General features: G+C 73.4%; 20 protein-coding genes. 6 read left to right on the forward strand and 14 right to left on the reverse strand.

The features are described from left to right. Positions 1 to 89: 89 nt before the first annotated feature. The 11 genes from ACSNOH_RS16525 to ACSNOH_RS16575 all read right to left on the reverse strand — a co-directional run bounded on the left by ACSNOH_RS16525 (position 90) and on the right by ACSNOH_RS16575 (position 12,128). Positions 90 to 1,154, reverse strand: coding sequence for a polyprenyl synthetase family protein (locus tag ACSNOH_RS16525; RefSeq protein ID WP_436722099.1), 1,065 nt, complete (start codon positions 1,152 to 1,154; stop codon positions 90 to 92). A gap of 71 nt (positions 1,155 to 1,225) precedes the next feature. Further along, on the reverse strand, positions 1,226 to 2,686 hold the full coding sequence (gene hpnE / locus ACSNOH_RS16530; protein ID WP_436722100.1) for a hydroxysqualene dehydroxylase HpnE: 1,461 nt from the start codon (positions 2,684 to 2,686) through the stop codon (positions 1,226 to 1,228). A gap of 82 nt (positions 2,687 to 2,768) precedes the next feature. After that, positions 2,769 to 3,719, reverse strand: coding sequence for a presqualene diphosphate synthase HpnD (hpnD, locus tag ACSNOH_RS16535; protein ID WP_436722101.1), 951 nt, complete (start codon positions 3,717 to 3,719; stop codon positions 2,769 to 2,771). Next, positions 3,716 to 4,615 (reverse strand): squalene synthase HpnC, encoded by a 900-nt coding sequence (hpnC, locus tag ACSNOH_RS16540; protein ID WP_436722102.1) that lies wholly within the window; start codon positions 4,613 to 4,615, stop codon positions 3,716 to 3,718. The genes hpnD and hpnC overlap by 4 nt, the downstream gene beginning before the upstream one ends. Before the next feature lie 431 nt (positions 4,616 to 5,046). Continuing rightward, complete coding sequence (locus ACSNOH_RS16545; RefSeq protein ID WP_436722103.1) at positions 5,047 to 5,841, reverse strand: ABC transporter ATP-binding protein; 795 nt, start codon at positions 5,839 to 5,841, stop codon at positions 5,047 to 5,049. Then, positions 5,834 to 6,769 (reverse strand): ABC transporter permease, encoded by a 936-nt coding sequence (locus ACSNOH_RS16550; protein WP_436722104.1) that lies wholly within the window; start codon positions 6,767 to 6,769, stop codon positions 5,834 to 5,836. The genes ACSNOH_RS16545 and ACSNOH_RS16550 overlap by 8 nt, the downstream gene beginning before the upstream one ends. Before the next feature lie 78 nt (positions 6,770 to 6,847). After that, a complete protein-coding gene (locus ACSNOH_RS16555) occupies positions 6,848 to 7,753 on the reverse strand; it encodes a glycosyltransferase family 2 protein (RefSeq protein ID WP_436722105.1) in 906 nt (301 codons plus the stop codon). After that, positions 7,750 to 8,535 carry a CDP-alcohol phosphatidyltransferase family protein gene (locus ACSNOH_RS16560; RefSeq protein ID WP_436722106.1) on the reverse strand — a complete coding sequence of 262 codons (786 nt, stop codon included), beginning with the start codon at positions 8,533 to 8,535 and terminating at the stop codon, positions 7,750 to 7,752. The genes ACSNOH_RS16555 and ACSNOH_RS16560 overlap by 4 nt, the downstream gene beginning before the upstream one ends. Continuing rightward, on the reverse strand, positions 8,513 to 9,574 hold the full coding sequence (locus ACSNOH_RS16565; RefSeq protein WP_436722107.1) for an iron-containing alcohol dehydrogenase family protein: 1,062 nt from the start codon (positions 9,572 to 9,574) through the stop codon (positions 8,513 to 8,515). The genes ACSNOH_RS16560 and ACSNOH_RS16565 overlap by 23 nt, the downstream gene beginning before the upstream one ends. Beyond that, entirely contained in the window at positions 9,562 to 10,299 is a 738-nt protein-coding gene (locus ACSNOH_RS16570) for a sugar phosphate nucleotidyltransferase (RefSeq protein ID WP_058042608.1), read from the reverse strand. The genes ACSNOH_RS16565 and ACSNOH_RS16570 overlap by 13 nt, the downstream gene beginning before the upstream one ends. After that, a complete protein-coding gene (locus tag ACSNOH_RS16575) occupies positions 10,296 to 12,128 on the reverse strand; it encodes a DUF5941 domain-containing protein (RefSeq protein ID WP_436722121.1) in 1,833 nt (610 codons plus the stop codon). Before ACSNOH_RS16575 ends, ACSNOH_RS16570 begins: the two co-directional genes overlap by 4 nt. Before the next feature lie 531 nt (positions 12,129 to 12,659). On the opposite strand from ACSNOH_RS16575, the gene galE reads away from it, so the two are divergent. The 3 genes from galE (at position 12,660) to idi (ending at position 15,452) form a co-directional block, all read left to right on the forward strand. Continuing rightward, a complete protein-coding gene (gene galE / locus ACSNOH_RS16580; RefSeq protein ID WP_436722108.1) occupies positions 12,660 to 13,658 on the forward strand; it encodes a UDP-glucose 4-epimerase GalE in 999 nt (332 codons plus the stop codon). Positions 13,659 to 13,836: 178 nt separating this feature from the next. Beyond that, positions 13,837 to 14,784 carry a cation diffusion facilitator family transporter gene (locus ACSNOH_RS16585; RefSeq protein WP_436722109.1) on the forward strand — a complete coding sequence of 316 codons (948 nt, stop codon included), beginning with the start codon at positions 13,837 to 13,839 and terminating at the stop codon, positions 14,782 to 14,784. Between the two features lie 56 nt (positions 14,785 to 14,840). Continuing rightward, positions 14,841 to 15,452, forward strand: coding sequence for an isopentenyl-diphosphate Delta-isomerase (gene idi / locus ACSNOH_RS16590; RefSeq protein ID WP_436722110.1), 612 nt, complete (start codon positions 14,841 to 14,843; stop codon positions 15,450 to 15,452). On the opposite strand, the gene ACSNOH_RS16595 is transcribed toward idi, so the two are convergent. Continuing rightward, a complete protein-coding gene (locus ACSNOH_RS16595) occupies positions 15,427 to 15,936 on the reverse strand; it encodes an ATP-binding protein (protein WP_436722111.1) in 510 nt (169 codons plus the stop codon). The genes idi and ACSNOH_RS16595 overlap by 26 nt on opposite strands. A gap of 222 nt (positions 15,937 to 16,158) precedes the next feature. Between ACSNOH_RS16595 and ACSNOH_RS16600 the strand changes: the two genes are divergently transcribed. After that, complete coding sequence (locus ACSNOH_RS16600) at positions 16,159 to 16,968, forward strand: enoyl-CoA hydratase/isomerase family protein (RefSeq protein WP_436722112.1); 810 nt, start codon at positions 16,159 to 16,161, stop codon at positions 16,966 to 16,968. Positions 16,969 to 16,975: 7 nt separating this feature from the next. Here ACSNOH_RS16600 and ACSNOH_RS16605 read toward each other — a convergent pair whose 3' ends face one another. Then, positions 16,976 to 17,626 carry a DJ-1/PfpI family protein gene (locus tag ACSNOH_RS16605; protein WP_436722113.1) on the reverse strand — a complete coding sequence of 217 codons (651 nt, stop codon included), beginning with the start codon at positions 17,624 to 17,626 and terminating at the stop codon, positions 16,976 to 16,978. 26 nt (positions 17,627 to 17,652) lie between these two features. Further along, a complete protein-coding gene (locus ACSNOH_RS16610) occupies positions 17,653 to 18,633 on the reverse strand; it encodes a GlxA family transcriptional regulator (protein WP_436722114.1) in 981 nt (326 codons plus the stop codon). Positions 18,634 to 18,789: 156 nt separating this feature from the next. On the opposite strand from ACSNOH_RS16610, the gene ACSNOH_RS16615 reads away from it, so the two are divergent. Together ACSNOH_RS16615 and ACSNOH_RS16620 are read left to right on the forward strand one after the other, a co-directional pair. Next, positions 18,790 to 19,665 carry an SCO6745 family protein gene (locus ACSNOH_RS16615; RefSeq protein ID WP_436722115.1) on the forward strand — a complete coding sequence of 292 codons (876 nt, stop codon included), beginning with the start codon at positions 18,790 to 18,792 and terminating at the stop codon, positions 19,663 to 19,665. A 107-nt stretch (positions 19,666 to 19,772) separates the two neighbouring features. Continuing rightward, positions 19,773 to 22,145, forward strand: coding sequence for a Tex family protein (locus ACSNOH_RS16620; RefSeq protein WP_436722116.1), 2,373 nt, complete (start codon positions 19,773 to 19,775; stop codon positions 22,143 to 22,145). The last annotated feature ends 50 nt before the right edge of the window (positions 22,146 to 22,195 follow it).

Genomic DNA, 22,195 nt, shown 5'->3' on the forward strand with positions numbered 1-22,195 from the left:
GATCGAAGAGGCGGGCGGCCGGGAGTGGACCTCCCAGGAGGCCCGCCGCCAGCACGCGACCGCGATCGTCTAGATCGGGTGAATGGCAATCATCTCTTTCGTACGACGACGAAGTCGGCGAGCGCCACCAGCTGGGCTCGGACTTCTGCGGGCATGTCAACTCGGTCCAGGGCTTCGATCGCGGTCGCGTGCTGGCGGCGGGCCTCCTGGGAGGTCCACTCCCGGCCGCCCGCCTCTTCGATCAACGCCGCGCGGCTGGCGAATTCTTCCTCGTCGAAGTCGGCGAGCTGGGCGTCGCTCAGCTTGGCGTCGGCGGCGAGGATCTCCGCGAGCCGCTCCGAGGCCTCCCCGCCGGCGGCGAGGGCCGCCACCACGGGCAGCGACTTCTTGCGCTGGCGCAGGTCGCTCCAGGTCTGCTTGCCGGTGGCCTCCGGGTCGCCCCAGATGCCGAGCAGGTCGTCCACCGCCTGGAAGGCGAGGCCGAGGTGGTAGCCGTAGGCCTCCAGGATGTCGGCCGTGCGGTCGTCGGCGCCGCCGAGGACGGCGCCGATGGAGACGGCGCAGGCGAGCAGGGCACCGGTCTTGTTGCCCTCCATCTCCAGGCATTCTTCGACGGTGACCCGCTCGCGGTGCTCGTAGGAGATGTCCTGGGCCTGACCGTCGATCAGCTTGCGGGTGGCCGTGGTGAGCCGGCGGGTGGCGCGGCCTGCCTCGACGGTGCCGAGCTCCAGCAGGATCTCGTTGGCGAGCGCGAAGAGGGCGTCGCCGACGAGGATGGCCTGCTCGGGCCCGTACACCTTCCAGACGGTGTCCCGGTGGCGGCGCTGCTCGTCACCGTCCATCAGGTCGTCGTGCAGGAGCGAGAAGTTGTGCACGAGCTCGACGGCCACGGCGCCGGGGATGCCCACCTCGGGGGCGCGCCCGGCGGCCTCGGCCGAGAGCAGGGCGAGCGCGGGGCGGACGGCCTTGCCGCTGTCGCCGTGCGCCGGCCGGCCCTCGGCGTCGATCCAGCCGAAGTGGTAGGCGGCGACGGTGTCCATGGGCGGCGCGAGCCGGTCCACGGCAGCACGCAGCACCGGCGTGGCGAGCGTCCGTCCCCGCTCCAGCATGGCGTTGACGCCTGCGGTGTCGACAGCTGGGATCGCCGAAGTCACGGTCTCTCCTCTGGTGGTCGTGCTCGTGCGCGGCCCGCTGCGGGCACGCGACGCTTCATGGCTCGCCTCGGTCATACCGCCTCCCGCAGGGGGCTCACATGCGGTCGGCCGAGCTCGGAGAGTGCCGCGCCGGCGGCGTGGACACCGCTGCGCACCGCGCCCTCCATGGTCGCGGGCCAGCCGGTGGCGGTCCACGCGCCGGCCAGGTACAGGCCGGGCGTGTTCGTGCGGGCGGCCGGCCTGTGCCTGCCGACGCCCGGGGTGGGGGCGAACGTCGCTGTCCGCTCCCGGGTCACGAAGAAGTCCCGTACGCCGGCGCCGCGCGCGGCGGGCAGCAGCCGTTCCAGCTCGGGAAGGTAGCGGGCGCGCAGCTCGGCGACGGGCCGCTCGATGTCGTCCTGCGCGGCCGACTGGGAGACGGCCAGGTACTGGCCGCCCTCGCCCCGCGCGGCGAGCCCGGAGGACTCCGTGCGGTCGAAGACCCACTGCACGGGCGAGCCCAGGGCGGCGAAGAACGGCTGCCGCAGGACCTTGCGGTCGTAGACGACGTGCAGGTTGAGGATGGGGGCGGTGCCGATGTCCAGCAGCCGGCCCGGCTCGTCGAGCGCGCCGTCGGGCAGCAGGGCGTGGGTCTCGCGCTGCGGCACGGCGAGCACGACCGCATCGGCCGTGAGCTGCTCGGCGGTGCCGGGGCCCGTCTCGGCGCCGATCTGCCAGGTGCCGTCGGCCGTGCGGGCGATGCCGGTGGCGCGGGTGCGCAGCAGCGTGCGGACGCCCGCCTTGTCGAGGGCGGCGCGGGCGCGCGTGTCGTGCAGCTCGCCGAGGGGGACGTGCGCCCAGCCGATGTCGGCGGCGCCGGGGTCGGTGAGCAGCGCGGTCTTGAAGACCATGGCGGCCAGGCCGAGCGAGGACTCGCCGGCGGTGGCGTTGAGCGTGGCCACGCCGATGAGGTCCCACAGGGCCTCGACGGCGCGGGCGGACTGGCCCTTGCGGCGCAGCCAGCCGCCGAAGTCGGTGCCGTCGAGGGCGGGGTCCTGCGGGTCGAGGCCGCGCAGGGCGAGCGCGGCCCGGCCGACCGCGGCGCGCTCGGCGAGCGAGAGGTGCGGGTACGTGGCGAGGCTGGCGGCGAGGTGCAGCGGGACCGGCAGCCAAGGAAGGGCAGCGCGGCGCAGCCGCCCGAGGCGCGGCTTGCCGGAGGGGTGGCCGACGTCGAGCACGGGCACGTCGAGGCGGTCCTGCAGCGGGGCGAGGTGCAGGGCGCCGAGCCGGTCGAGGAACGAGCTGTAGGCGGTGCAGCAGCGCAGGTAGACGTGCTGGCCGTTGTCGATGGTGAGGTCGCCGCGGCGGAAGGAGAAGGCGAGGCCGCCGAGCCGCGGCCGGCCCTCCAGGAGGGTGACGCGCACGCCGGCGTCGGCGAGCTCCAGGGCGGCCGTGATGCCCGCGAGGCCGCCGCCGACGACCACGGCGCGGGAGGGCGCGGCGCCGTCCCCGTCCTGGGGGCCGCGGCCGGGCCCGGTTGTCGTGGCTGTCATGTGCGCACCCCTTCGGCTGCTGTCAGGGACGTGGTCGCAGGGCGGAGGGTTGCGCGCCGTTTGCCGGCCCGGGTCAGGGGCATCAAGCGCGCCCCCCGGCGGTCCGCCGGTGGACGCTGCGGGCGTCGAGGCCGGACAGGCCGCGCACGGCGACGTAGACCTTCTCCCGGCCGGGCAGCGAGACCCGGCCGCGCAGGACCGCCTCGGGGTCCTCGGCGATCCGGTCGAGCAGCCTGCGGTAGATGCCGGCCATGGCGGCGACGCAGGCGCCGCTGCGCCGGTCGAGCATGGGCAGCAGCCGGGTGCCCTCGGCGAACAGGGCGCGGGCGCGCCGGACCTCGAAGTGGACGAGGCCGGTGAAGTCGGCGCCGGCCGGGGGCCGGGCCGTGTGGAAGCCCTCGGAGCAGCCGAACTTCGCGAGGTCGTCGGAGGGCAGGTAGGTGCGGCCGTTGGCGGCGTCCTCGCGGACGTCGCGCAGGATGTTGGTCAGCTGCAGGGCCAGGCCGAGGGTATCGGCGTACTCCGCGGCGCGCGCGGCGTCGCGCGCGCCGGGCACGGTGCCGAACACGCCGAGCGAGAGGCGGCCGATGGCGCCCGCGACACACCGGCAGTACACCGCGAGGTCGTCCCAGGTCTCGTACGTCCGGCCGCGCACGTCCATCTGAACGCCGTCGATGAGTTCGTCCAGCCCGCCGAGCGGGATGGGGAAGCGGCGCGCGGCATGGCTGAGCGCGACGGCCACCGGGTCGGTGTCGTCCTCGGCGATGCGGCCTTCCCGGATGCGGGAGAGCAGCTCGCGGGTCTCCTCCAGGCGGCGGTGCTTGGCGTCGGCGTCCAGGGGCCCGTCGCCGATGTCGTCGACGCGGCGCGAGAAGGCGTAGAGCGCCGACATGGCGCGCCGCTTGGCGGTCGGCAGGAGCCGGATGCCGTAGCTGAAGTTGCCGGCCTGCTGGCCGGTGACCGCCTCGCAGTAGCTGTACGCGGCGAGCACCGGTGCGGACGCGTCGGGCGATCCGTTCACGGTCCTGCTCACCCCTCTCTTCGCAGTGTCGCTCCCACCTCGCGCAGCAGGCTGAGCTTGGTGGGCTTGGGCGGTCCGGCCAGTACGTCGTGTCCTGCGGCGGCGACCGCGCGGAGCGCGGCCCTCCCCCCGCCCACGAACCCCGCGAGCAACAGCTTCAACCTGCCGTGGACGCTACCCACCAGGGGGGTGCCTTCATTCAGCAGTTCCCCGGCGCGTTCCCCCTCGTACGCGACCAGGGCGCGCAACGATGCGCCGCTCACCGGGCGCGCGAGGTCGGCCTCGGCGACGCGGAAGCGCGCCATGTCCTCGGCCGGGAGGTAGACGCGGTCGCGGCCGAGGTCCTCGGCGACGTCCTGCAGGTGCTCCACGATCTGCAGCCCGGTGCAGACCGCGTCCGAGCGGCGGATCCGCTCGGGGCTGGCGGTGCCGGTGATGCCGAGGACGAGGCGGCCGACGGGGTTCGCGGACAGCTCGCAGTAGGCGAGCAGATCGTCGTACGTACCGTAGCGGCGGACGCGCTGGTCCTGGCGGTTGGCCTCGACGAGCGCCAGGAAGGGCTCCGGGGCGAGCCCGCAGCGGCGGACGGTGGGCCGCAGGCGGCGCAGCAGCGGGTGGCGCGGGCCGGTGCCCGATGCGTCGAAGACGCGCAGGAGGTCGGCCTCGAAGGCGTCCAGCATGGTGAGGCGGTCGTCGCTCTGCGAGCGGTCCAGGCCCAGCAGCTCGGCGTCCCGGCCGCCGGGGGCCAGGTCGCCGTCGCCGATGTCGTCGACGAGGCGGGCGTATCCGTAGACGGCCATCAGGTCGTCCCGCCAGGCGCGCGGCACGAAGAAGGGTGCCACGGGGAAGTTCTCGTGCGCGGCCTTGTCGAGCACGGCGCGCTCGTGCGCGTCCGTCCCCGCCGTCACAGCGGGCTGCCCGGACCGGGGACGGCGTGCACGCCTCGGATCTGGAGAGGCCCCGCAGCCAATACAGCCATTGCCGTCACATCTCCCGTTCTACACTGCCGACCCAGAACATCCTATTTCGGACACGCCGCAGGGTAGACACCCCCTTCGGCGCCCCCTGCTCCCCCTCCGGCATCAGCCGCCCCATCGCGTCCGACGCCGTCTCCGGCGCCGCGGATACACCGGTATCGCACGCTTCGCCGTAATTCGGCACGGTACAGCGTACGCCGCACACCTGTCCGACGCGCGACCGGGTAGGTGCTTGATCCATACAATGCCACGCGGGCGGCGAATCAACCCTGTCAATAAGCCAGTTGATCGTTACGGAACGGTCAAGGCCCCCGCCGGAGCAGACCGGCGGAGGCCCCGCGAGACGCATGTCACGGCCGCGGCTAGCGGGCCGTCTCCTTCTCGTACGCCCGGACCACTTCCTCGGTCGGGCCGTCCATGAGCAGCTGGCCGTGCTCCAGCCACAGCACGCGGTCGCAGGTGTCCCTGATCGACCTGTTGTTGTGGCTGACGAGGAAGACCGTGCCCGCCTGCTTGCGCAGCTCGCGGATGCGGGCCTCGGAGCGCTTCTGGAACGAGCGGTCGCCGGTGGCCAGCGCCTCGTCGATCATCAGCACGTCGTGGTCCTTGGCCGCGGCGATGGAGAACCGCAGCCGGGCCGCCATGCCGGAGGAGTAGGTCCGCATCGGCAGCGTGATGAAGTCGCCCTTCTCGTTGATCCCGGAGAAGTCGACGATGTCCTGGTAGCGCTCGCGGATCTGCTCGCGCGACATCCCCATGGCCAGGCCGCCGAGCATCACGTTCTTCTCGCCCGTGAGGTCGTTCATCATGGCCGCGTTCACGCCCAGCAGCGAGGGCTGGCCGTCGGTGTAGACCTTGCCGCGCTCGGTGGGCAGCAGCCCGGCGATCGCCTTCAGCAGGGTGGACTTGCCGGAGCCGTTCGAGCCGATCAGGCCGATCGCCTCGCCGCGGTAGGCGGTGAAGCTCACGCCCTTGACGGCGTGCACCTCGCGCACGCCCGCGCTCGGCTGGCGCCGCACGAGCCGGTTCAGGGCGGCGGTCGCGCTGCCGCGGCCGGTGTTGCCCCCGTAGACGCGGTAGACGATGTGGACGTCGTCCGCGATCACGGTGGGCACGCGGGCGGCGTCCGCCCCGGGGGTCGGGTTCTGTTCAGCCACGGCCGTACTGCTCCTCAGCCTTCCAGAAGTACACGAAGCCTCCGATGCCCACCACGACCGCCCAGGCAACCGCCAGCAGCCACACGTGCGGCGGCAGGTGGATCCGGCTGTGGTCGTCGATCAGGGACCAGCGCATCAGGTCGATGTAGACGGCGGCCGGGTTGGCCCCGACCACGTCGATGACCCACTTCGGCGCGTGCGTCTTCTCCAGCGCCTCCACCATGTTGTACATCACACCGGACGCGTACATCCACGTGCGCGTGATGAACGGCAGGAGCTGCGCCAGGTCGGGCGTCTTGCTGCCGGCCCGGGCGAGGATCATCGCCAGACCGGTGTTGAAGAGGAACTGCAGCACCAGGACCGGGACGATCAGCGCCCAGGACGGGCCCGGCATGTGACCGAAGCCGATCAGGAAGACGAACAGCACGCACATCGACAGCAGCAGCTGCTGGAGCTGCTGCATCGCGAACGAGATCGGCAGGGCCGCCCGCGGGAAGTGCAGGGCGCGCACCAGGCCCAGGTTGCCGGAGATGGAGCGCACGCCGGCCATCGCCGAGCTCTGGGTGAAGGTGAAGACGAAGACACCCGTCACCAGGAAGGGGATGTACGTACGGATCCCCATGCCCTTCGACTGCTGCATCAGCAGACCGAAGATCAGCAGGTAGACGCCGGCGTTCAGCAGCGGCGTCGCCACCTGCCAGACCTGGCCCAGCTTGGCCTGGCTGTACTGGGCCGTCATCTTCGCCCGGGAGAACGCGACGATGAAATGCCGCCGGGCCCACAGCTGCCGGGCGTAGTCCGGCAGGCTCGGGCGGGCCCCGCTCACCGCCAGGCCGTACTTCCTGGCCAGCTCGGCGGCGGGCAGGCCGTCGTCGGGCGATGGCGGGGCACTCATGGCGACCGCACTGCCGTGCGTTGTCTCGCTCACAGTTGACACTTTCGTCCTCAAGGTGCGCTGCCGGGGGCTCGCCCCGGCCCGCGCCCGGTGCTCATAGACAAGAGCTTGTCAGATCACGGGAGGCCGACCCAGCCGGGTCAGGCGCCACACGGTACGCCACTTCATGGGGCGCCGTGGACCACAGGGAGTCGTCCAGCCCTCCTTGAAGCCCCCGAACCACGCCCGCAACGCGGGCAGGGAGGGCCGCCGGGCCAGGGTCAGCAGCAGCCACACGCCGAGGTAGACCGGGACCAGGGGGGCCGGCAGGTTGCGCCGGGCGAGCCAGACCCGGTTCCGGGCGACCATCCGGTGGTAGACCGCGTGCCGGCTCGGGGCCGTCGTCGGGTGGTGCAGCACCATGTCCGCGCGGTAGTCGATCATCCAGCCCGCGTCGAGGGCCCGCCAGGCGAGGTCGGTCTCCTCGTGCGCGTAGAAGAACTCGTCCGGCAGCAGGCCCGCCTCGGCGAAGACCCGGGTGCGGACGGCGTTGGCGCCGCCCAGGAAGGTGGTCACCCGCGAGGAGCGCATCGGGTCGGAGGCGCGCAGCCGCGGCACGTGGCGGCGCTGGGTGACGCCCGTGTCCGGGTCGGCGATCCGGAAGCTGATGATGCCGAGCTTCGGATCGGCGGCGAACGCCTGCCGGCACAGCTCGGCGGTGTCCTGGCCGGGCAGCAGGCCGTCGTCGTCCAGGAACAGCAGGACGTCCGCCTCGCGCCCGGCGGGCCCGAACGCCTCGATGCCCACGTTGCGCCCGGCCGGGATGCCGACGTTCTCCGACAGCTCGACCGTGCGCACCGTAAGGCCCGGGACGGCGATCGGCGGCAGCGGGGAGCCGTTGCCGACGACGACGACCTCGATCGGATCGCCGTCCTGCTTGGCGACCGACTCCAGCAGGGCGCGCAGCTCCGCGGGGCGGTTGCCCATGGTGAGGACGACCGCGCCGACCTTGAGCGCGGAAGCGGAGGGAGCGTTCATCGGAGCCTGCTCGACGCGAGGATGGACACCAGGTGCAGCACAGTCTGCAGCACCGCGACGGCGGCGAGCAGGACCACCGCGACACGCGTGAACAGCAGGTCGCCGTGGACGAAGTCCGCGATGCCCGCCACCAGGATCACCAGCGACGCCTCGACGCCGCCGACCAGCCGGTGGAACTTCAGCGCGGCCGCGGCCCTGCGGGCCAGGGCCATGCCCGAGGAGCGCGGGGTGGCCGCGGAGTCCTCGGCGGCCGCCATGCCGCTGCGGGCGCGGGCCACGTCGACGAGGTCCGTCTCCGCCTTGATCAGGATCGCGCCGAGCGCCGCCAGCGTGCCCAGGAAGGCCCACTGCCACTGCGTGGACGCGCCGTCCTTGTGCAGGACGTCCGCCGCCCGGATGCCGAAGCCCACGAGCAGCGCGGCCTCGGAGAGGTAGTGCCCCACCCGGTCGAGGTAGACCCCGGTGGTGGAGGTGACCTTGCGCCAGCGCGCGAGCTCGCCGTCCACGCAGTCCAGCAGCAGGTACAGCTGGATCAGCAGCGCGCCGAGGATCGCACCGGTCAGGCCCGGGATCACCAGGGCCGCGCCCGCGGCGATGCCCGCAAGGATCATCAGGCCCGTGTACTGGTTGGGCGTGAGGCGGCTGTTGAGCAGGACCCGCGTGCAGCGCAGCGAGATCTCGCGCATGTACAGGCGCCCGGCCCAGTGCTCGCCGCTGCGCCGGTCCTTGAGCCCGCCGGGGTGGACGACCGGGCGGAGTTCAGCTAGTGACGGTTTTGGCATAGTCGGCGTAAGCGTCCCTGATCTGGTCGGTGGAGAGGGCGAGGTGCTCCAGGATCGTGTAGCGCCCGGGGCGGGTCTGCGGGGCGTACTCCACCGCCGCGACGAACTCCTCGGCGCTGAAGCCGATCTCCTGCGGCAGCACGGGCAGGCCGTGCCGGCGCAGCACCTCGGTCATCAGCGCGGACTCCTCGCGGGCGCCGCGCAGGTACATCGCGAAGGCCGCACCGAGGCCGCACTGCTCGCCGTGGCTGGCCGCGCGCTTGGGGTAGAGCAGGTCGAAGGCGTGGTTGATCTCGTGGCAGGCGCCGGAGGCGGGACGGCTGTCGCCGGCCACCGACATGGCGATGCCGGTCAGGACCAGGCCCTCGGCCAGCACCTGCAGGAAGCCGTCGTCGCCGACGCCGCCGGGGTGGCGCAGCACGGCCTCGCCGGCCTGCCGGGCCATGGCGGCGGCCAGGCCGTCGATGTCCTCGCCGCGCTCGCGGGCGGCGAGCTCCCAGTCCGCCACGGCGGAGATGTTGGAGATCGCGTCGCCGATGCCGGAGCGCACGAAGCGGACCGGGGCCTCACGGATCACGTCGAGGTCGATCACGACGGCGATCGGGTTGGGCACGCCGTACGAGCCGCGGCCCGCGTCGTTGTCGAGGGTTGCGACCGGCGAGCAGAGCCCGTCGTGCGAGAGGTTCGTGGCCACGGCGACCAGCGGCAGGCCGATGCGCGCGGCGGCGTACTTCGCACAGTCGATGATCTTGCCGCCGCCGAGGCCGACCACGGCGTCGTAGTGGCCGGACTTCATCGCGTCGGCCAGCTTGATGGCGTCGTCCAGCGTGCCGCCGCCCACCTCGTACCACGAGGCGCCGGGCAGCGCCGGGGCGAGCCGCTCGCGCAGCACCGCCCCGGAGCCGCCGCTGATGGCGACGGCCAGCTTGCCGGAGCTGGAGATCCGCTGATCGGCGAGGACGCCCGCCAGATCGTTGAGGGCTCCGGCCCGGATGTCGACGACGACCGGCGAGGGGATGAGCCTCGTCAGTACTGGCACGCGATCCCCCGGCCCTTGGCGAGGTCGTCGTGGTTGTCGATCTCGACCCACTGGACATCGCCGATGGGGGCCACGTCGATCTTGAAGCCGCGGTTGACGAGCTCCTGGTAGCCGTCCTCGTAGTAGAGGTCGGGGTCGCGCTCGAAGGTGACCTTGAGGGCGTCGGCGAGGTCGGCGGCGGCCTCGCCCTCGATCAGGGTGACGCCGATGTACTCGCCGGTGGCCTCGGCCGGGTCCATCAGCTTGGTGATCTTCTGGACGCCCTTGTCCGGGTCCACGACGACCTTCATCTCCTCGTCGGCGAGCTGCTTCACCGTGTCGAGGGCGAGGATGATCTTCTGGCCGTTGCCGCGGGCGGCGAGCAGGGTCTTCTCGACGGAGACCGGGTGCACGGTGTCACCGTTGGCGAGGATCACGCCGTCCTTGAGGGCGTCCCGGCCGCACCACAGGGAGTAGGCGTTGTTCCACTCCTCGGCCTTGTCGTTGTCGATCAGGGTGAGGCTCAGGCCGTACTTGGCCTCCAGGGCCTCCTTGCGGGCGTACACGGCCTCCTTGCGGTAGCCCACGATGATCGCGACCTCGGTCAGACCGATCTCGGCGAAGTTGGCCAGGGTGAGGTCGAGGATGGTGGTGTCACCGTCCACGGGCACCAGGGCCTTGGGCAGAGTGTCGGTGTAGGGACGCAGACGCCGTCCGGCGCCGGCGGCCAGCACGAGGCCGATCATGCGGGTTCTCCTGTTTCGTCGTGTACTGCGGGTGCCCCGGAGGACACCCAGAAGCGGATGCTCTCGCTGAGCACCACGAGGGCGATGGCGGCCGCGAGGACCGTCAGCGCGATGGTGAAGCCTCGGCCGTGCCACAGGGCGGCCGCGATGGTGACCGCCAGGACGCGACCCTCGTGTCCGCCGATCGCCCGCACCAGCCGGTGCGGGGGCGCGCCGGTGCCGCCGCGGATGCGGTACACCGTGTCGTAGTGATGGTAGGCGACCGCGGCCACCAGGCCGAAAGCCGCCGGGAGGGCGCCCGGGGCGCCGGACTGGGCGGCCAGGCCCAGGATCATGCCGTACTCCGCGCCCCGGAAGACGGGCGGCACCAGCCAGTCGAGGGGGCCCTTGAGGGGCTGGGCGACGGCGACGCCGGCGAAGACGGCGTAGACCACGGCCTGCAGGACGGCCCGCCAGGTGCCGCCGCTGCCGGTGAGCAGCGGGCCGATGAGCAGGCAGGCGGCGGCGAGGACGGCCCAGAAGGGCGCGCTGTAGGCCCGGCCGGGCACGGTGCGGCCGAGGCTGCCGGCCGCGGCCTCGGCGACCGGGCCGGAGTCGGCGAGGTCGGCCAGCGCCTGCGCGGCGCGGTCGGTCCGCTGCGCCTTGCGGGTCAGGGAGCGCAGGACGCGGCCCGCGGTGGTGTAGCAGGCGGCGAAGGCGCAGCCGGCCAGCAGCACGTAGAAGACGGTGCGGGGCGTGGTGAGCGCGGTGAGGACCGCGATCAGCGCCCAGCGCTCGCCGATGGGCAGCACGATCATGCGGCGGGCCCAGACGGTCCAGCCGACGCTGTCGAGCCGGCCCGAGAGCGCGGCCGTCGGGCTCGTGTTGGCCGTGGCGTCGTGGTTCGCCTCGTTGAAGGAGAAGTCGACGACGTGGCGGCAGGTCATGAGGACCATCGCGCCCAGCGCGAGCGCCCATACGTCGTCGTGGCCGCCGCCGCGGGACGCGCCGAGGGCCAGGCCCGCGTAGAAGGCGTACTCCTTGGCGCGGTCGAAGGTCGCGTCGAGCCAGGCGCCGAGCGTGGAGTACTGCAGCGAGTAGCGGGCGAGCTGCCCGTCGGTGCAGTCGAGGACGAAGGAGAACAGCAGCAGCACGCCGGCGGCGACGAAGCCGCCCCGGGTGCCGGTCGCCGCGCAGCCGGCCGCGATCAGGGCGGTCAGCAGGGACGCGGTGGTGACCTGGTTGGGGGTGAGGCCGCGGCGGGCGCACCAGCGGGCGAGGTAGCGCGAGTACGGGCTGATGCAGAAGGTGGTGAAGAACCCGTCGCGGGACTTCACGGCGCTGCGCAGCCGTACGGCCTCGTCGTCGACGGCGCCGGTCTCGGCGAGCGTCTTGGCGCGGGCCTCGTCGCCGTCCGGCACGGCGGCGACGAGGACGCCGAGGTCGGGCCGGTGCACGGGGACGCCGTCGGCTTCCAGCCGGGCGGCGAGGGCGCCGGGCAGGCCAGCGTCACCCGGACCCCGCTCGGCCGGGCCGGAGCCCTGCGCGGCCGGGCCCGCGGCCGTCACCGCGCTCAGCGCGCGCGTCAGGGACGCGCGCGCGTCCGGCTGGACGGCGAGCGCGCCCTCGACGGCGCCGGCCGGGAAGCGGGGGTCGGTCAGGGCGAGGCGCAGGGCGTGCACGTGGCCCACGAAGCGGTGGTCCACCACAGCAACCCGCTCCGCGGCCGGGACGGCGGCCAGCGCCCCGGCGACGTCCGCCGTCACGCGGACGGCGAAGCCGAGGGACCGCAGGTCCTCCTCCAGGGAGGAGCCGGCGGGCGGCGGACCGGTGAGGATGGCGGTCGACAGACGAACTCACTCCTTGCGGCGGGCATGGCCGCCCCGGGGCCGCGGGACGCGGCGGGCGGCGGTGGTGCCGGAGACCCCCGGCGGGGGCCGGCACGTCGGCAGAGGCTATCGGATCACCGGAAGGCGCCGTTCACCGCCGGTATGCCTCCGGCAGGGTCCGCCACTGAAAGGACGCCCGGCCCGGTCGTCCGGTTCCCGGCCGGTGGCAGTCCGGCGGAATGCCCGGTCACCGGGACACGACCGGCAGGGGCGCGATTCCGGCGGGCAGGCCCGGCACCGCCGGGCTCCCGCGCTCCGCGCGCGCTCGCCGCTGCGGCGCACCCGCCCGCCGCAACGGCGGGACGCCACCATGGCGAGAGTCCGGCGGAATAGCCGGTCACCGGAGCAGGGCCGGCCGGCGCGAGCCATTCACGGCGGGCCGGTCCTGCGCCGCCGGCTCCCGCGCACGAACACGCCCGCCGCACCGGCGGGACGCGGTCACCGGAGCGGAGCGACCTCGTCACCCGCCGTCCAGGCGCTAGGGTGCCGGTCATGACATGGCTGATCACAGGCGGTGCCGGGTACATCGGAGCGCACGTCGCCCGGGCGATGACGCAGGCCGGCGAGCGGGTCGCCGTGCTGGACGACCTGTCCACGGGCGTGGCCGCACGGCTGCCCGCGGGCTGCGAGCTGGTGCGGGGCTCGGTGCTGGACCGCGAGCTGCTCGACCGCGCCCTCGCAGAGCTGCGCGTGACCGGCGTCGTGCACCTGGCGGCGAAGAAGCAGGTCGGGGAGTCGGTGGAGAAGCCGCTCCTCTACTACCGCGAGAACCTGCACGGCCTGACCGTGCTGCTGGAGGCCGTGGTCGCCGCGGGCGTCCGCAACGTCGTGTACTCCTCCTCCGCGGCCGTCTACGGCATGCCGGACGTGGACCTCGTCACGGAGGACACGCCGTGCGCGCCGATGAACCCGTACGGCGAGACGAAGCTGGCGGGCGAGTGGCTGGTCCGGGCCGCCGGGCGGGCGCACGGCCTGTCGACGGCCTGCCTGCGCTACTTCAACGTGGCGGGCGCGGCGGTGCCGGAGCTCGCGGACACCGGGATCTTCAACATCATCCCGATGATGTTCGACCGGCTCACCAGGGGCGAGGCGCCGCGGATCTTCGGCGACGACTACGCCACCCCGGACGGCACCTGCGTCCGCGACTACATCCACATCGAGGACCTGGCGACCGCGCACCTCGCGGCGGCCCGCCGGCTGGCCGGGCGCGCGGAGCCGGGCGACCTCACGCTGAACGTGGGCACGGGCGAGGGCGTCTCGGTCCGGGAGATGGCCGGTCTGATCGCCGAGGTGACCGGCCGCAGGGAGCCCGCGCCGCTCGTCGAGCCGCGCCGTCCGGGTGATCCGGCGCGTGTCGTGGCCTCGAACGAGCTCATCGCGAAGGAGCTCGGCTGGAGCCCCGCGCACGACGTCCGCAGCATGGTGACGTCCGCGTGGGAGGGCTGGTGCCTGCACCACCCGGAGGCCCGGGAGAGCCTCCCGCAGGGCTGACACCGCCCCCACGCGGGGTGATCGCCGCAGGTCGGCGAGATCCGCATCTTCGCAGGTCAGAGCACATGACAACGGTGTTCAGTGCCGCGTTGCCCGATACCCCCCACCCGTAGTTCACTGGGTCCCGGCCGGCAGCCGCCGGCCGGGCGGGCACCCGTATCTCCGAAGGCGGCATCTCATGGGCGCAGGGCACGATCACGGTCACTCTCACGGGGGACCCCCGCCGGGCACGAGCGGTACGGCCGCCGCGGCCTACAAGGGGCGCCTGCGGATCGCGCTGGGCATCACGCTCACGGTGCTCCTGGCGGAGATCGCGGGCAGCGCGCTGACCGGTTCGCTGGCGCTGCTGGCGGACGCCGGGCACATGGCGACGGACGCCGTCGGGGTGGGCATGGCGCTGGTCGCGATCCACTTCGCGAACCGCCCGACGAGCGGCCGGCGCACCTACGGCTATGCCCGGGCCGAGATCCTGGCGGCGCTGCTGAACTGCCTGCTGCTGCTCGGCGTGGGCGGCTTCATCCTCTACGAGGCGGTGGGGCGCCTGATCAGCCCGACCGAGGTGCCGGGCGGCACGACGGTGATCTTCGGTCTGGTGGGCGTCGTCGCGAACCTGATCTCCCTGGCGCTGCTGATGCGCGGCCAGAAGGAGAGCCTCAATGTGCGCGGGGCGTTCCTGGAGGTCCTCTCGGACGCGCTGGGCTCGTTCGCGGTGGTGGTCTCCGCCCTGGTGATCATGCTGACGGGCTGGACGCAGGCCGACCCCATCGCTTCGCTCCTGATCGGCCTGATGATCGTGCCGCGCACGCTGAAGCTGCTGCGCGAGGCGCTGGACGTCCTGCTGGAGGCGGCGCCCAAGGACGTCGACATGGACGAGATCCGGGCGCACATCACGGCGCTGCCGGGCGTGCAGGACCTGCACGACCTCCATGTGTGGACGATCACATCCGGAATGCCCGTGCTCTCCGCCCACGTGGTCGTCGACCACCTGGCGCTGGACTCGGTCGGGCACGAGAAAATGCTCCACGACCTGCAGGGCTGCCTGGGCGAGCACTTCGACGTCGAGCACTGCACCTTCCAGCTGGAGCCCGGCGGCCATGCGGAGCACGAGGCGAAGCTCTGTCATTGACGCCCCTGCCCGGTACGGCAGACTTGAGGGCCGAAGACCGACAACGAGGATGGTCAATGCCGATCACACCAGCCAATGGCCTCTCCGCCGACACCGCAGCGGTCCCCTCGCCGGAGGACGCAACCGAACCGATCATGCTGGAGCTGGTCGACGAGGACGGCAGAACCATCGGCACGGCGGAGAAGCTCTCCGCCCACATCGCCCCCGGCAAGCTGCACCGGGCGTTCTCGGTCTTCCTCTTCGACGACGCGGGCCGGCTGCTGCTGCAGCGCCGGGCGCTGGAGAAGTACCACTCCCCCGGTGTGTGGTCGAACACGTGCTGCGGGCACCCGTATCCGGGCGAGCCCCCGTTCGTGGCGGCCGCGCGCCGCACGGGTGAGGAGCTGGGGCTCGCGCCCGCGCTGCTGCGCGAGGCCGGGACCGTGCGCTACAACCACCCCGACCCGGACTCGGGCCTGGTCGAGCAGGAGTACAACCACCTCTTCGTGGGGATCGTACGGGCCGAGCCGCGCCCTGCCCCGGAGGAGATCGCCGAGACCGCGTTCGTGACCCCGGCCGAGCTGGAGGCGCTGCGGGCGCGCTACCCGTTCTCGGCGTGGTTCATGACGGTGCTGGACGCGGCGCGGCCCGTGGTCCGCGAGGTCACCGGGGACGCGGCGGGCTGGTAGGCCCGCCGGCGGGCGCGGGGAGCGGCAGGGCGGCCCAGACCACCTTGCCGCCGCGCGCGGTGTGCTCGACGTCGCACATGCCCCCGGCCTCGGCGGAGATGGCCTGGACGAGCAGCAGCCCGCGGCCGCCGATGCGCTCGTCGTCCGCCTCCAGGGGCTTGGGCCGGTAGGGGTGGTCGTCCTCGACGGCCACCCGCACCCAGCGGCGGCCGATGGAGACCTCCACCGCCACCTCGGGCGAGAGCAGGGCGGCGTGCTGGACGGCGTTGGTGACCAGCTCCGAGACGATCAGCAGGAGTCCCTGCAGCAGGTCCTCGCACAAAGGCACGCGCTGGCGCCGCAGGAGGTCGCGGACGGCGTGCCGCGCGCGCGGGACGGAGGAGTGCAGCGCGGGAGCGGTGAACCGCCAGGCGCCGTCGTATTCGACCGGGCTGCGGGGCGGGGCCTGCCCGCGGTCGGGCGGGACGCTCCCGAGGATTTCCATGTCCGATACCAACCCCTCACCATGGTCGATCGCATCCCTGAGTGTTGGGAACATGAGGGTCCGTACCGGCGGGCTGACCACAAAACATCGGTTATCGACGGAGTTTGACCGGATGCGTATGCCACGGTCACTCACGCGACTGTTCCTGGACACCCCGTTCCACGTTCCCTGAGCGACCCGGAGTTAGGTATTCCGAGGGAGGGCCCGGTTAGCATCCGGCGCATGGAGCCCGCACTTCACCTGGACGTCACCGGCGGCACCGCCACGGTGCGCATCGCCAACCCCGCCAAGCGCAACGCCATGACCACGGACATGTGGCGGGCGCTCCCCGGGCTGCTGGAGCGGTGCGCCGCCGACCCGGCCGTCCGGGTGCTGGTGCTCACCGGCGAGGGCGGCACGTTCTGCGCGGGCGCCGACATCTCCTCGCTGACGGAGGGCGCCGACCGCTCGCGGGACCTCGCGATCGCGGCCGAGGACGCCCTCGCCGCCTTCCCCAAGCCCACGCTCGCCGCCGTCCGTGGCTTCTGCGTGGGCGGCGGCTGCCAGCTCGCCGCCGCGTGCGACCTGCGGTTCGCGTCCGACAACGCGTCCTTCGGGGTGACCCCGGCGAAGCTCGGCATCGTCTACGGGGCCTCCTCCACGCGCCGGCTGGTGGAGCTGACCGGCCCGGCCACGGCCAAGTACCTGCTCTTCTCCGGCGAGTTGATCGACGCCGGGCGGGCGCTGCGGACGGGCCTCGTGGACGAGGTGTGGCCGCGGGAGGAGCTGGACCGGCGGGTCGCGGAGTTCACGCAGGTGCTGGCCTCGCGGTCGCAGCTGACGCAGGCCGCGGCCAAGGAGTTCACCTCGGGGGCCGCCGCTCCCGGCCGGATCGCGTACTGGGCGGAGCAGGAGCGCGCGGGCGGCGACACCGCGGAGGGCGTCGCCGCGTTCCTGGAGCGCCGGCAGCCGCGGTTTAAGTGGACGGTGGGCGAGCGCACCGCGGACGGGCGGCCGGACCCCCGTACCGGCCTTCCCGTCGCGGGTCGCTGACCGCCTCTCACCTGCCCTTGGACCGCACGAGCTGCGCGAGGTCGGTGTTCCGCCATTCGGCGACCAGGTCGGCGGGCGCCTTCTCCGGTGAGCCCGCGTCGTAGGGCGGCTGCGGGTCGTATTCGATGAGCAGCTGGACGGACTGCGCGGCGCGGTCGCCGGCGATCCGGCCCACGAGCGCGAGGCCCATGTCGATGCCGGAGGAGACGCCGGCGGCGGTCACGTACTTGCCGTCGAAGACGACGCGCTCCCCGGTGGCCTCGACGCCGTACGCGGCGAGCCGGTCCAGCATCAGCCAGTGGGAGGTGGCGCGGCGGCCCGTCAGCAGTCCGGCGGCGGCCAGGATGAGGGAGCCGGAGCACACCGACGTCGTCCAGGTGGTGGTCCGGTCGACGTGCTGCAGCCATTCGGTGACGGGCCCCTGCTCCATATGGGGGCCCGGGTCGGCCGTGCCGGGCACGACGACGATGTCCGGGCTCATGACCTCGGCGAGCGAGGCGTCGGCGACGAGGCCCAGGTTGCCGCTCTCGTTGCGCACGGGCCCGGCGCGCTCGGCGACGAGGACGACCTCGGAGCCGGGGAGCGGGCTCAGGGTGTCGAACGGGCCGATGGCGTCGAGGGCGGTGAAGCCGGGGTAGAGCAGGACGGCGATCTGCACGGTTGTCCCTTCTTTCCTGTCGGGCTTCAGGCCGCGGTCAGCGGCCGGAAGCGGCGCCGGTACTCGGCGGGCGAGGTGCCCAGGGCGCGGACGAAGGCGCGGCGCATGGCCTCGGGCGTGCCGTAGCCGCAGGCGCGCGAGACCTCCTCGACGCCGTCGCCGGTGTCCTCCAGCTGCCGGCGCGCGGCCTCCAGGCGGACCCGGTCGACGTAGCGGCCGGGCGTCATGCCGGTCTCGCTGTGGAAGGCGCGGGCGAAGTGGCGCGGGGAGAGGTCCGCGCGGGCCGCGAGCGCCTCGACGGACAGGTCGGCCGCGGGGTTCTCGACGATCCAGTGCTGGACGTCGCGCAGCCGCGGGCGGCTTGCGGTCTGGGCCGCGAGCGGGGCGCTGAACTGGGTCTGGTTGCCGGGGCGGCGCAGGAAGACGACGAGGTTGCGCGCGATGGCGAGGGCCGGCTCGCGGCCGAGGTCGTCCTCGACGAGGGCGAGCGCGAGGTCGATGCCGGCGGTGACGCCGGCGGAGGTGACGACGTTCCCGTCGCGCACGTAGATGGGGTCGGGCTCCACGCTGACGCCGGGGAAGCGCGCGGCGAGGGCGGCGCAGAACGCCCAGTGGGTGGTCGCGCGGCGGCCCTCCAGCAGGCCGGCCGCGGCGAGCAGGAACGCCCCGGTGCACACCGACACCACGCGCTCGGCGCGCGGCGCGTGCTCCCGCAGCCAGGCGATGAGGCGGGGGTCGGGGTGCCGCGTGCCCTCGCCGCCCGGCACGAGCAGGGTGTGCGCGGCGGGAGCGGCGTGCAGGGCGGAGTCGGGCGTGACGCGCAGTCCGCTGCTGGTGCGCACGGGGCCGCCGTCGAGGGTGGCGGTGTGCACGCGATACGTGCCCTGGTCGCCCGCCCACTGCCCCGCGCCGGCGAACACTTCGACGGGGCCCGTGAAGTCGAGGCTCTGGACCTCGTCGAACAGAACGATCAGCACGGTGCGGCGCTGGGTGCGGCGGTGCGTCATGGTCACCATGCTGTGCTCGCCGGGACGTGTCCGCAATGACGAATATCCCACCTTTCCTGCCATCGACCTGCCCTCGCTCAGCCCTCCCCCGGCCCTCGCTGCCGGACCGGGGGCACCCCTCTTCACGCCGTACCGACCAGTCGGTAGCGTGCGCGCATGACTTCTCTCCACGGGGCCCTGCCCGAGCACGCCGCGCGCCGCTGTCAGCAGCCCCTCAACACCTTCCACGCCACCGTGTACTTCTCCCCCGAGATCGCCCGGGAGATGGGTGCCCTGGGGATCGAGGACTTCTCCGCGGTCAACATCGCCGCGCGGTCGGCCGCGTTCGGGCGCGTCGGCCCGGGCCCGGTCACGGCCGCGTTCTACAACTACAAGCACGAGCTGATCGCCCGTCACCTCCCGGCCGTCTGGGACGTCGCCGCCCCGCAGGACGTCCTCGCCGCGCGGCTGCGCGCGGTCGACGGCACGCTGCGCCGCCTGCTCGGCGAGGACGCGGTCGCCTCCCCGGAGATGGCCGAGGCCGCGGAGCTCGCTCTGCGCGCCGCGGAGGGCTGCGGCCGCGGCGGCCGCCCCCTGCACTCCGCCCACGCCGACCTGCCCGTGCCCGAGGCGCCCCACCTCGCGCTCTGGCACGCCGCCACGCTGCTGCGCGAGCACCGCGGCGACGGTCACGTCCTGGCGCTCGTACGGGCCGGGCTCGATCCGGTCGAGGCGCTCCTCAGCCACAGCGCCACCGGCGGCGGCATGAGCGACAAGTGGCTCATGCGGACACGCTCCTGGACCGTTGATGAGCTGAACGCCGGCCGGGAGCGGCTGCGGGCGCGCGGCCTGCTCGATGCGGCCGGTGCGCTGACGGAGGCGGGCGCCGCGCTGCGCGAGGAGCTGGAGGAGGAGACCGACCGCCTCGACGCCGCACCGTACGAGCACCTGGGCGCGGCAGGCGTGGCACGCCTCACCGAGCTGGGCAAGACCTTCGCCGCGGCCGTGGTGGCCGCGGGCGCGTTCCCGGCGGACCTCCTCGGCAACGGCTGAGGCCGCCCGGCGCCGAAACGCCCGGCGCCGCGCGGCTCGGGCGCGGCGCTGTCGGCGGCACCTGCCACAATGCAGTCCGCAGCCCGAAGAGAAAGCGGAGCGTGATCGTGACGGCAATTGGTGCGTCGCCCGGGGCGTCGATCGAAGGCAGGATCGCCGAGGAGCTCGGCGTGCGGGAGCGGCAGGTGAAGGCCGCGGTCGACTTGCTCGACGGCGGGTCGACCGTGCCGTTCATCGCCCGTTACCGCAAGGAGGCCACCGAGATGCTCGACGATGCGCAGCTGCGCACCGTCGAGGAGCGGCTGAGGTACCTGCGCGAGCTGGAGGAGCGCCGCACGGCGGTCCTGGAGTCCGTGCGCTCCCAGGGCAAGCTCGACGAGGCGCTGGAGGCGCGCATCCGGGCCGCCGACTCCAAGGCCCGCCTGGAGGACATCTACCTGCCCTTCAAGCCCAAGCGGCGCACGAAGGCGCAGATCGCGCGGGAGGCCGGCCTGGAGCCGCTGGCGGACGGCCTGCTCGCCGACCCTGGCACCGAGCCGCTCGCCGCGGCCGCCGCCTTCGCGGACGCGGACAAGGGCGTCGCGGACGCCGCGGCGGCGCTGGAGGGCGCGCGGGCGATCCTCACCGAGCGCTTCGGTGAGGACGCCGACCTGATCGGCGAGCTGCGCGAGCGGATGTGGACGCGCGGGCGGCTGGCCGCGAAGGTCCGCGAGGGCAAGGAGGAGGCGGGCGCGAAGTTCGCCGACTACTTCGACTTCGCCGAGCCCTTCACCGAGCTGCCCTCGCACCGGGTGCTGGCGATGCTGCGCGGCGAGAAGGAGGAGGTCCTCGACCTCACTCTGGAGCCCGAGCCGTCGGACGAGGCGGCCGCGGGCCCGAGCTCGTACGAGCAGATGATCGCGCGGCGCTTCGGGATCGCCGACCGGGGCCGGCCGGCCGACAAGTGGCTGGGTGACACGGTGCGGTGGGCGTGGCGCACACGCGTCCTCGTCCACCTCGGGATCGACCTGCGGCTGCGGCTGCGCCAGGCCGCCGAGGACGAGGCGGTCCGCGTCTTCGCCGCGAACCTGCGCGACCTGCTCCTCGCCGCGCCGGCCGGCACCCGCGCCACGATGGGACTCGACCCCGGCTTCCGCACGGGCGTGAAGGTCGCCGTCGTGGACGCGACGGGCAAGGTCGCCGCCACCGAGACGATCTACCCGCACGTCCCGCAGAACAAGTGGGACGCCTCCCTCGCGACGCTGGCCCGGCTCGCCCGGGAGCACGGCGTCGAGCTCGTCGCCATCGGCAACGGCACGGCCTCCCGCGAGACGGACCGGCTGGCGGCCGACCTGATCTCCCGTCACCCGGAGCTGAAGCTCACCAAGGTGATGGTCTCCGAGGCCGGCGCCTCGGTCTACTCCGCCTCCGCGTTCGCCTCCCAGGAGCTGCCCGGGCTGGACGTCTCGCTGCGCGGCGCGGTCTCGATCGCGCGGCGCCTGCAGGACCCGCTCGCCGAGCTCGTCAAGATCGACCCCAAGTCGATCGGTGTCGGCCAGTACCAGCACGACCTGTCGGAGGTGAAGCTCTCCCGCTCGCTCGACGCGGTCGTGGAGGACTGCGTCAACGGCGTCGGCGTCGACGTGAACACCGCGTCGGCCCCGCTCCTCGCGCGCGTCTCCGGCATCAGCTCCGGCCTCGCCGACAACATCGTCGCCCACCGCGACGCCAACGGCCCCTTCCGCTCACGCCGGGCCCTGAAGGACGTGGCCCGCCTCGGCCCCAAGGCGTACGAGCAGTGCGCCGGCTTCCTGCGCATCCGTGGCGGGGACGACCCGCTCGACGCCTCCAGCGTCCACCCGGAGGCCTATCCGGTGGTGCGGAAGATGGTGAAGACGACCGGTGGCGAGGTCGCCTCCCTCATCGGCAACACGGCCGTGCTGCGCTCCCTGCGGCCGGAAGACTTCGTCGACTCGACGTTCGGTCTGCCGACGGTGACCGACATCCTGCGCGAGCTGGAGAAGCCCGGCCGCGACCCGCGGCCCGCGTTCAGGACGGCCAGCTTCAAGGACGGCGTCGAGAAGATCGGCGACCTGGAGCCGGGCATGGTCCTGGAGGGCGTCGTGACGAACGTGGCGGCGTTCGGCGCGTTCGTGGACGTCGGCGTCCACCAGGACGGGCTGGTGCACGTGTCGGCCATGTCCCGCACGTTCGTGAAGGACCCGCGGGACGTCGTCAAGCCGGGGGACATCGTGCGGGTCAAGGTCATGGACGTCGACATCCCGCGGAAGCGGATTTCGCTGACGCTGCGGCTGGATGACGCGTCGCCGTCCGGCGGGGGCGGCGGCGGCCGGCCGCGGCCGGAGCGGGGTGCCGAGCGCGGCGGCCCGGGCCGCCGGGGCGCGGGCACGCCCCAGCAGCGCCGCGGCGGCCCCCGCGAGGCGGCTCCGCCGGTGAACGACGCGATGGCGGAGGCGCTCCGCCGCGCGGGGCTCCGCTAGCGCGGAGGAAGACGACGGAGGGCACGTACGGGGTCCGGTGGCCACCCATT

The organism is Streptomyces sp. URMC 127 (assembly GCF_051386535.1).
Lineage (GTDB): Bacteria > Actinomycetota > Actinomycetes > Streptomycetales > Streptomycetaceae > Streptomyces.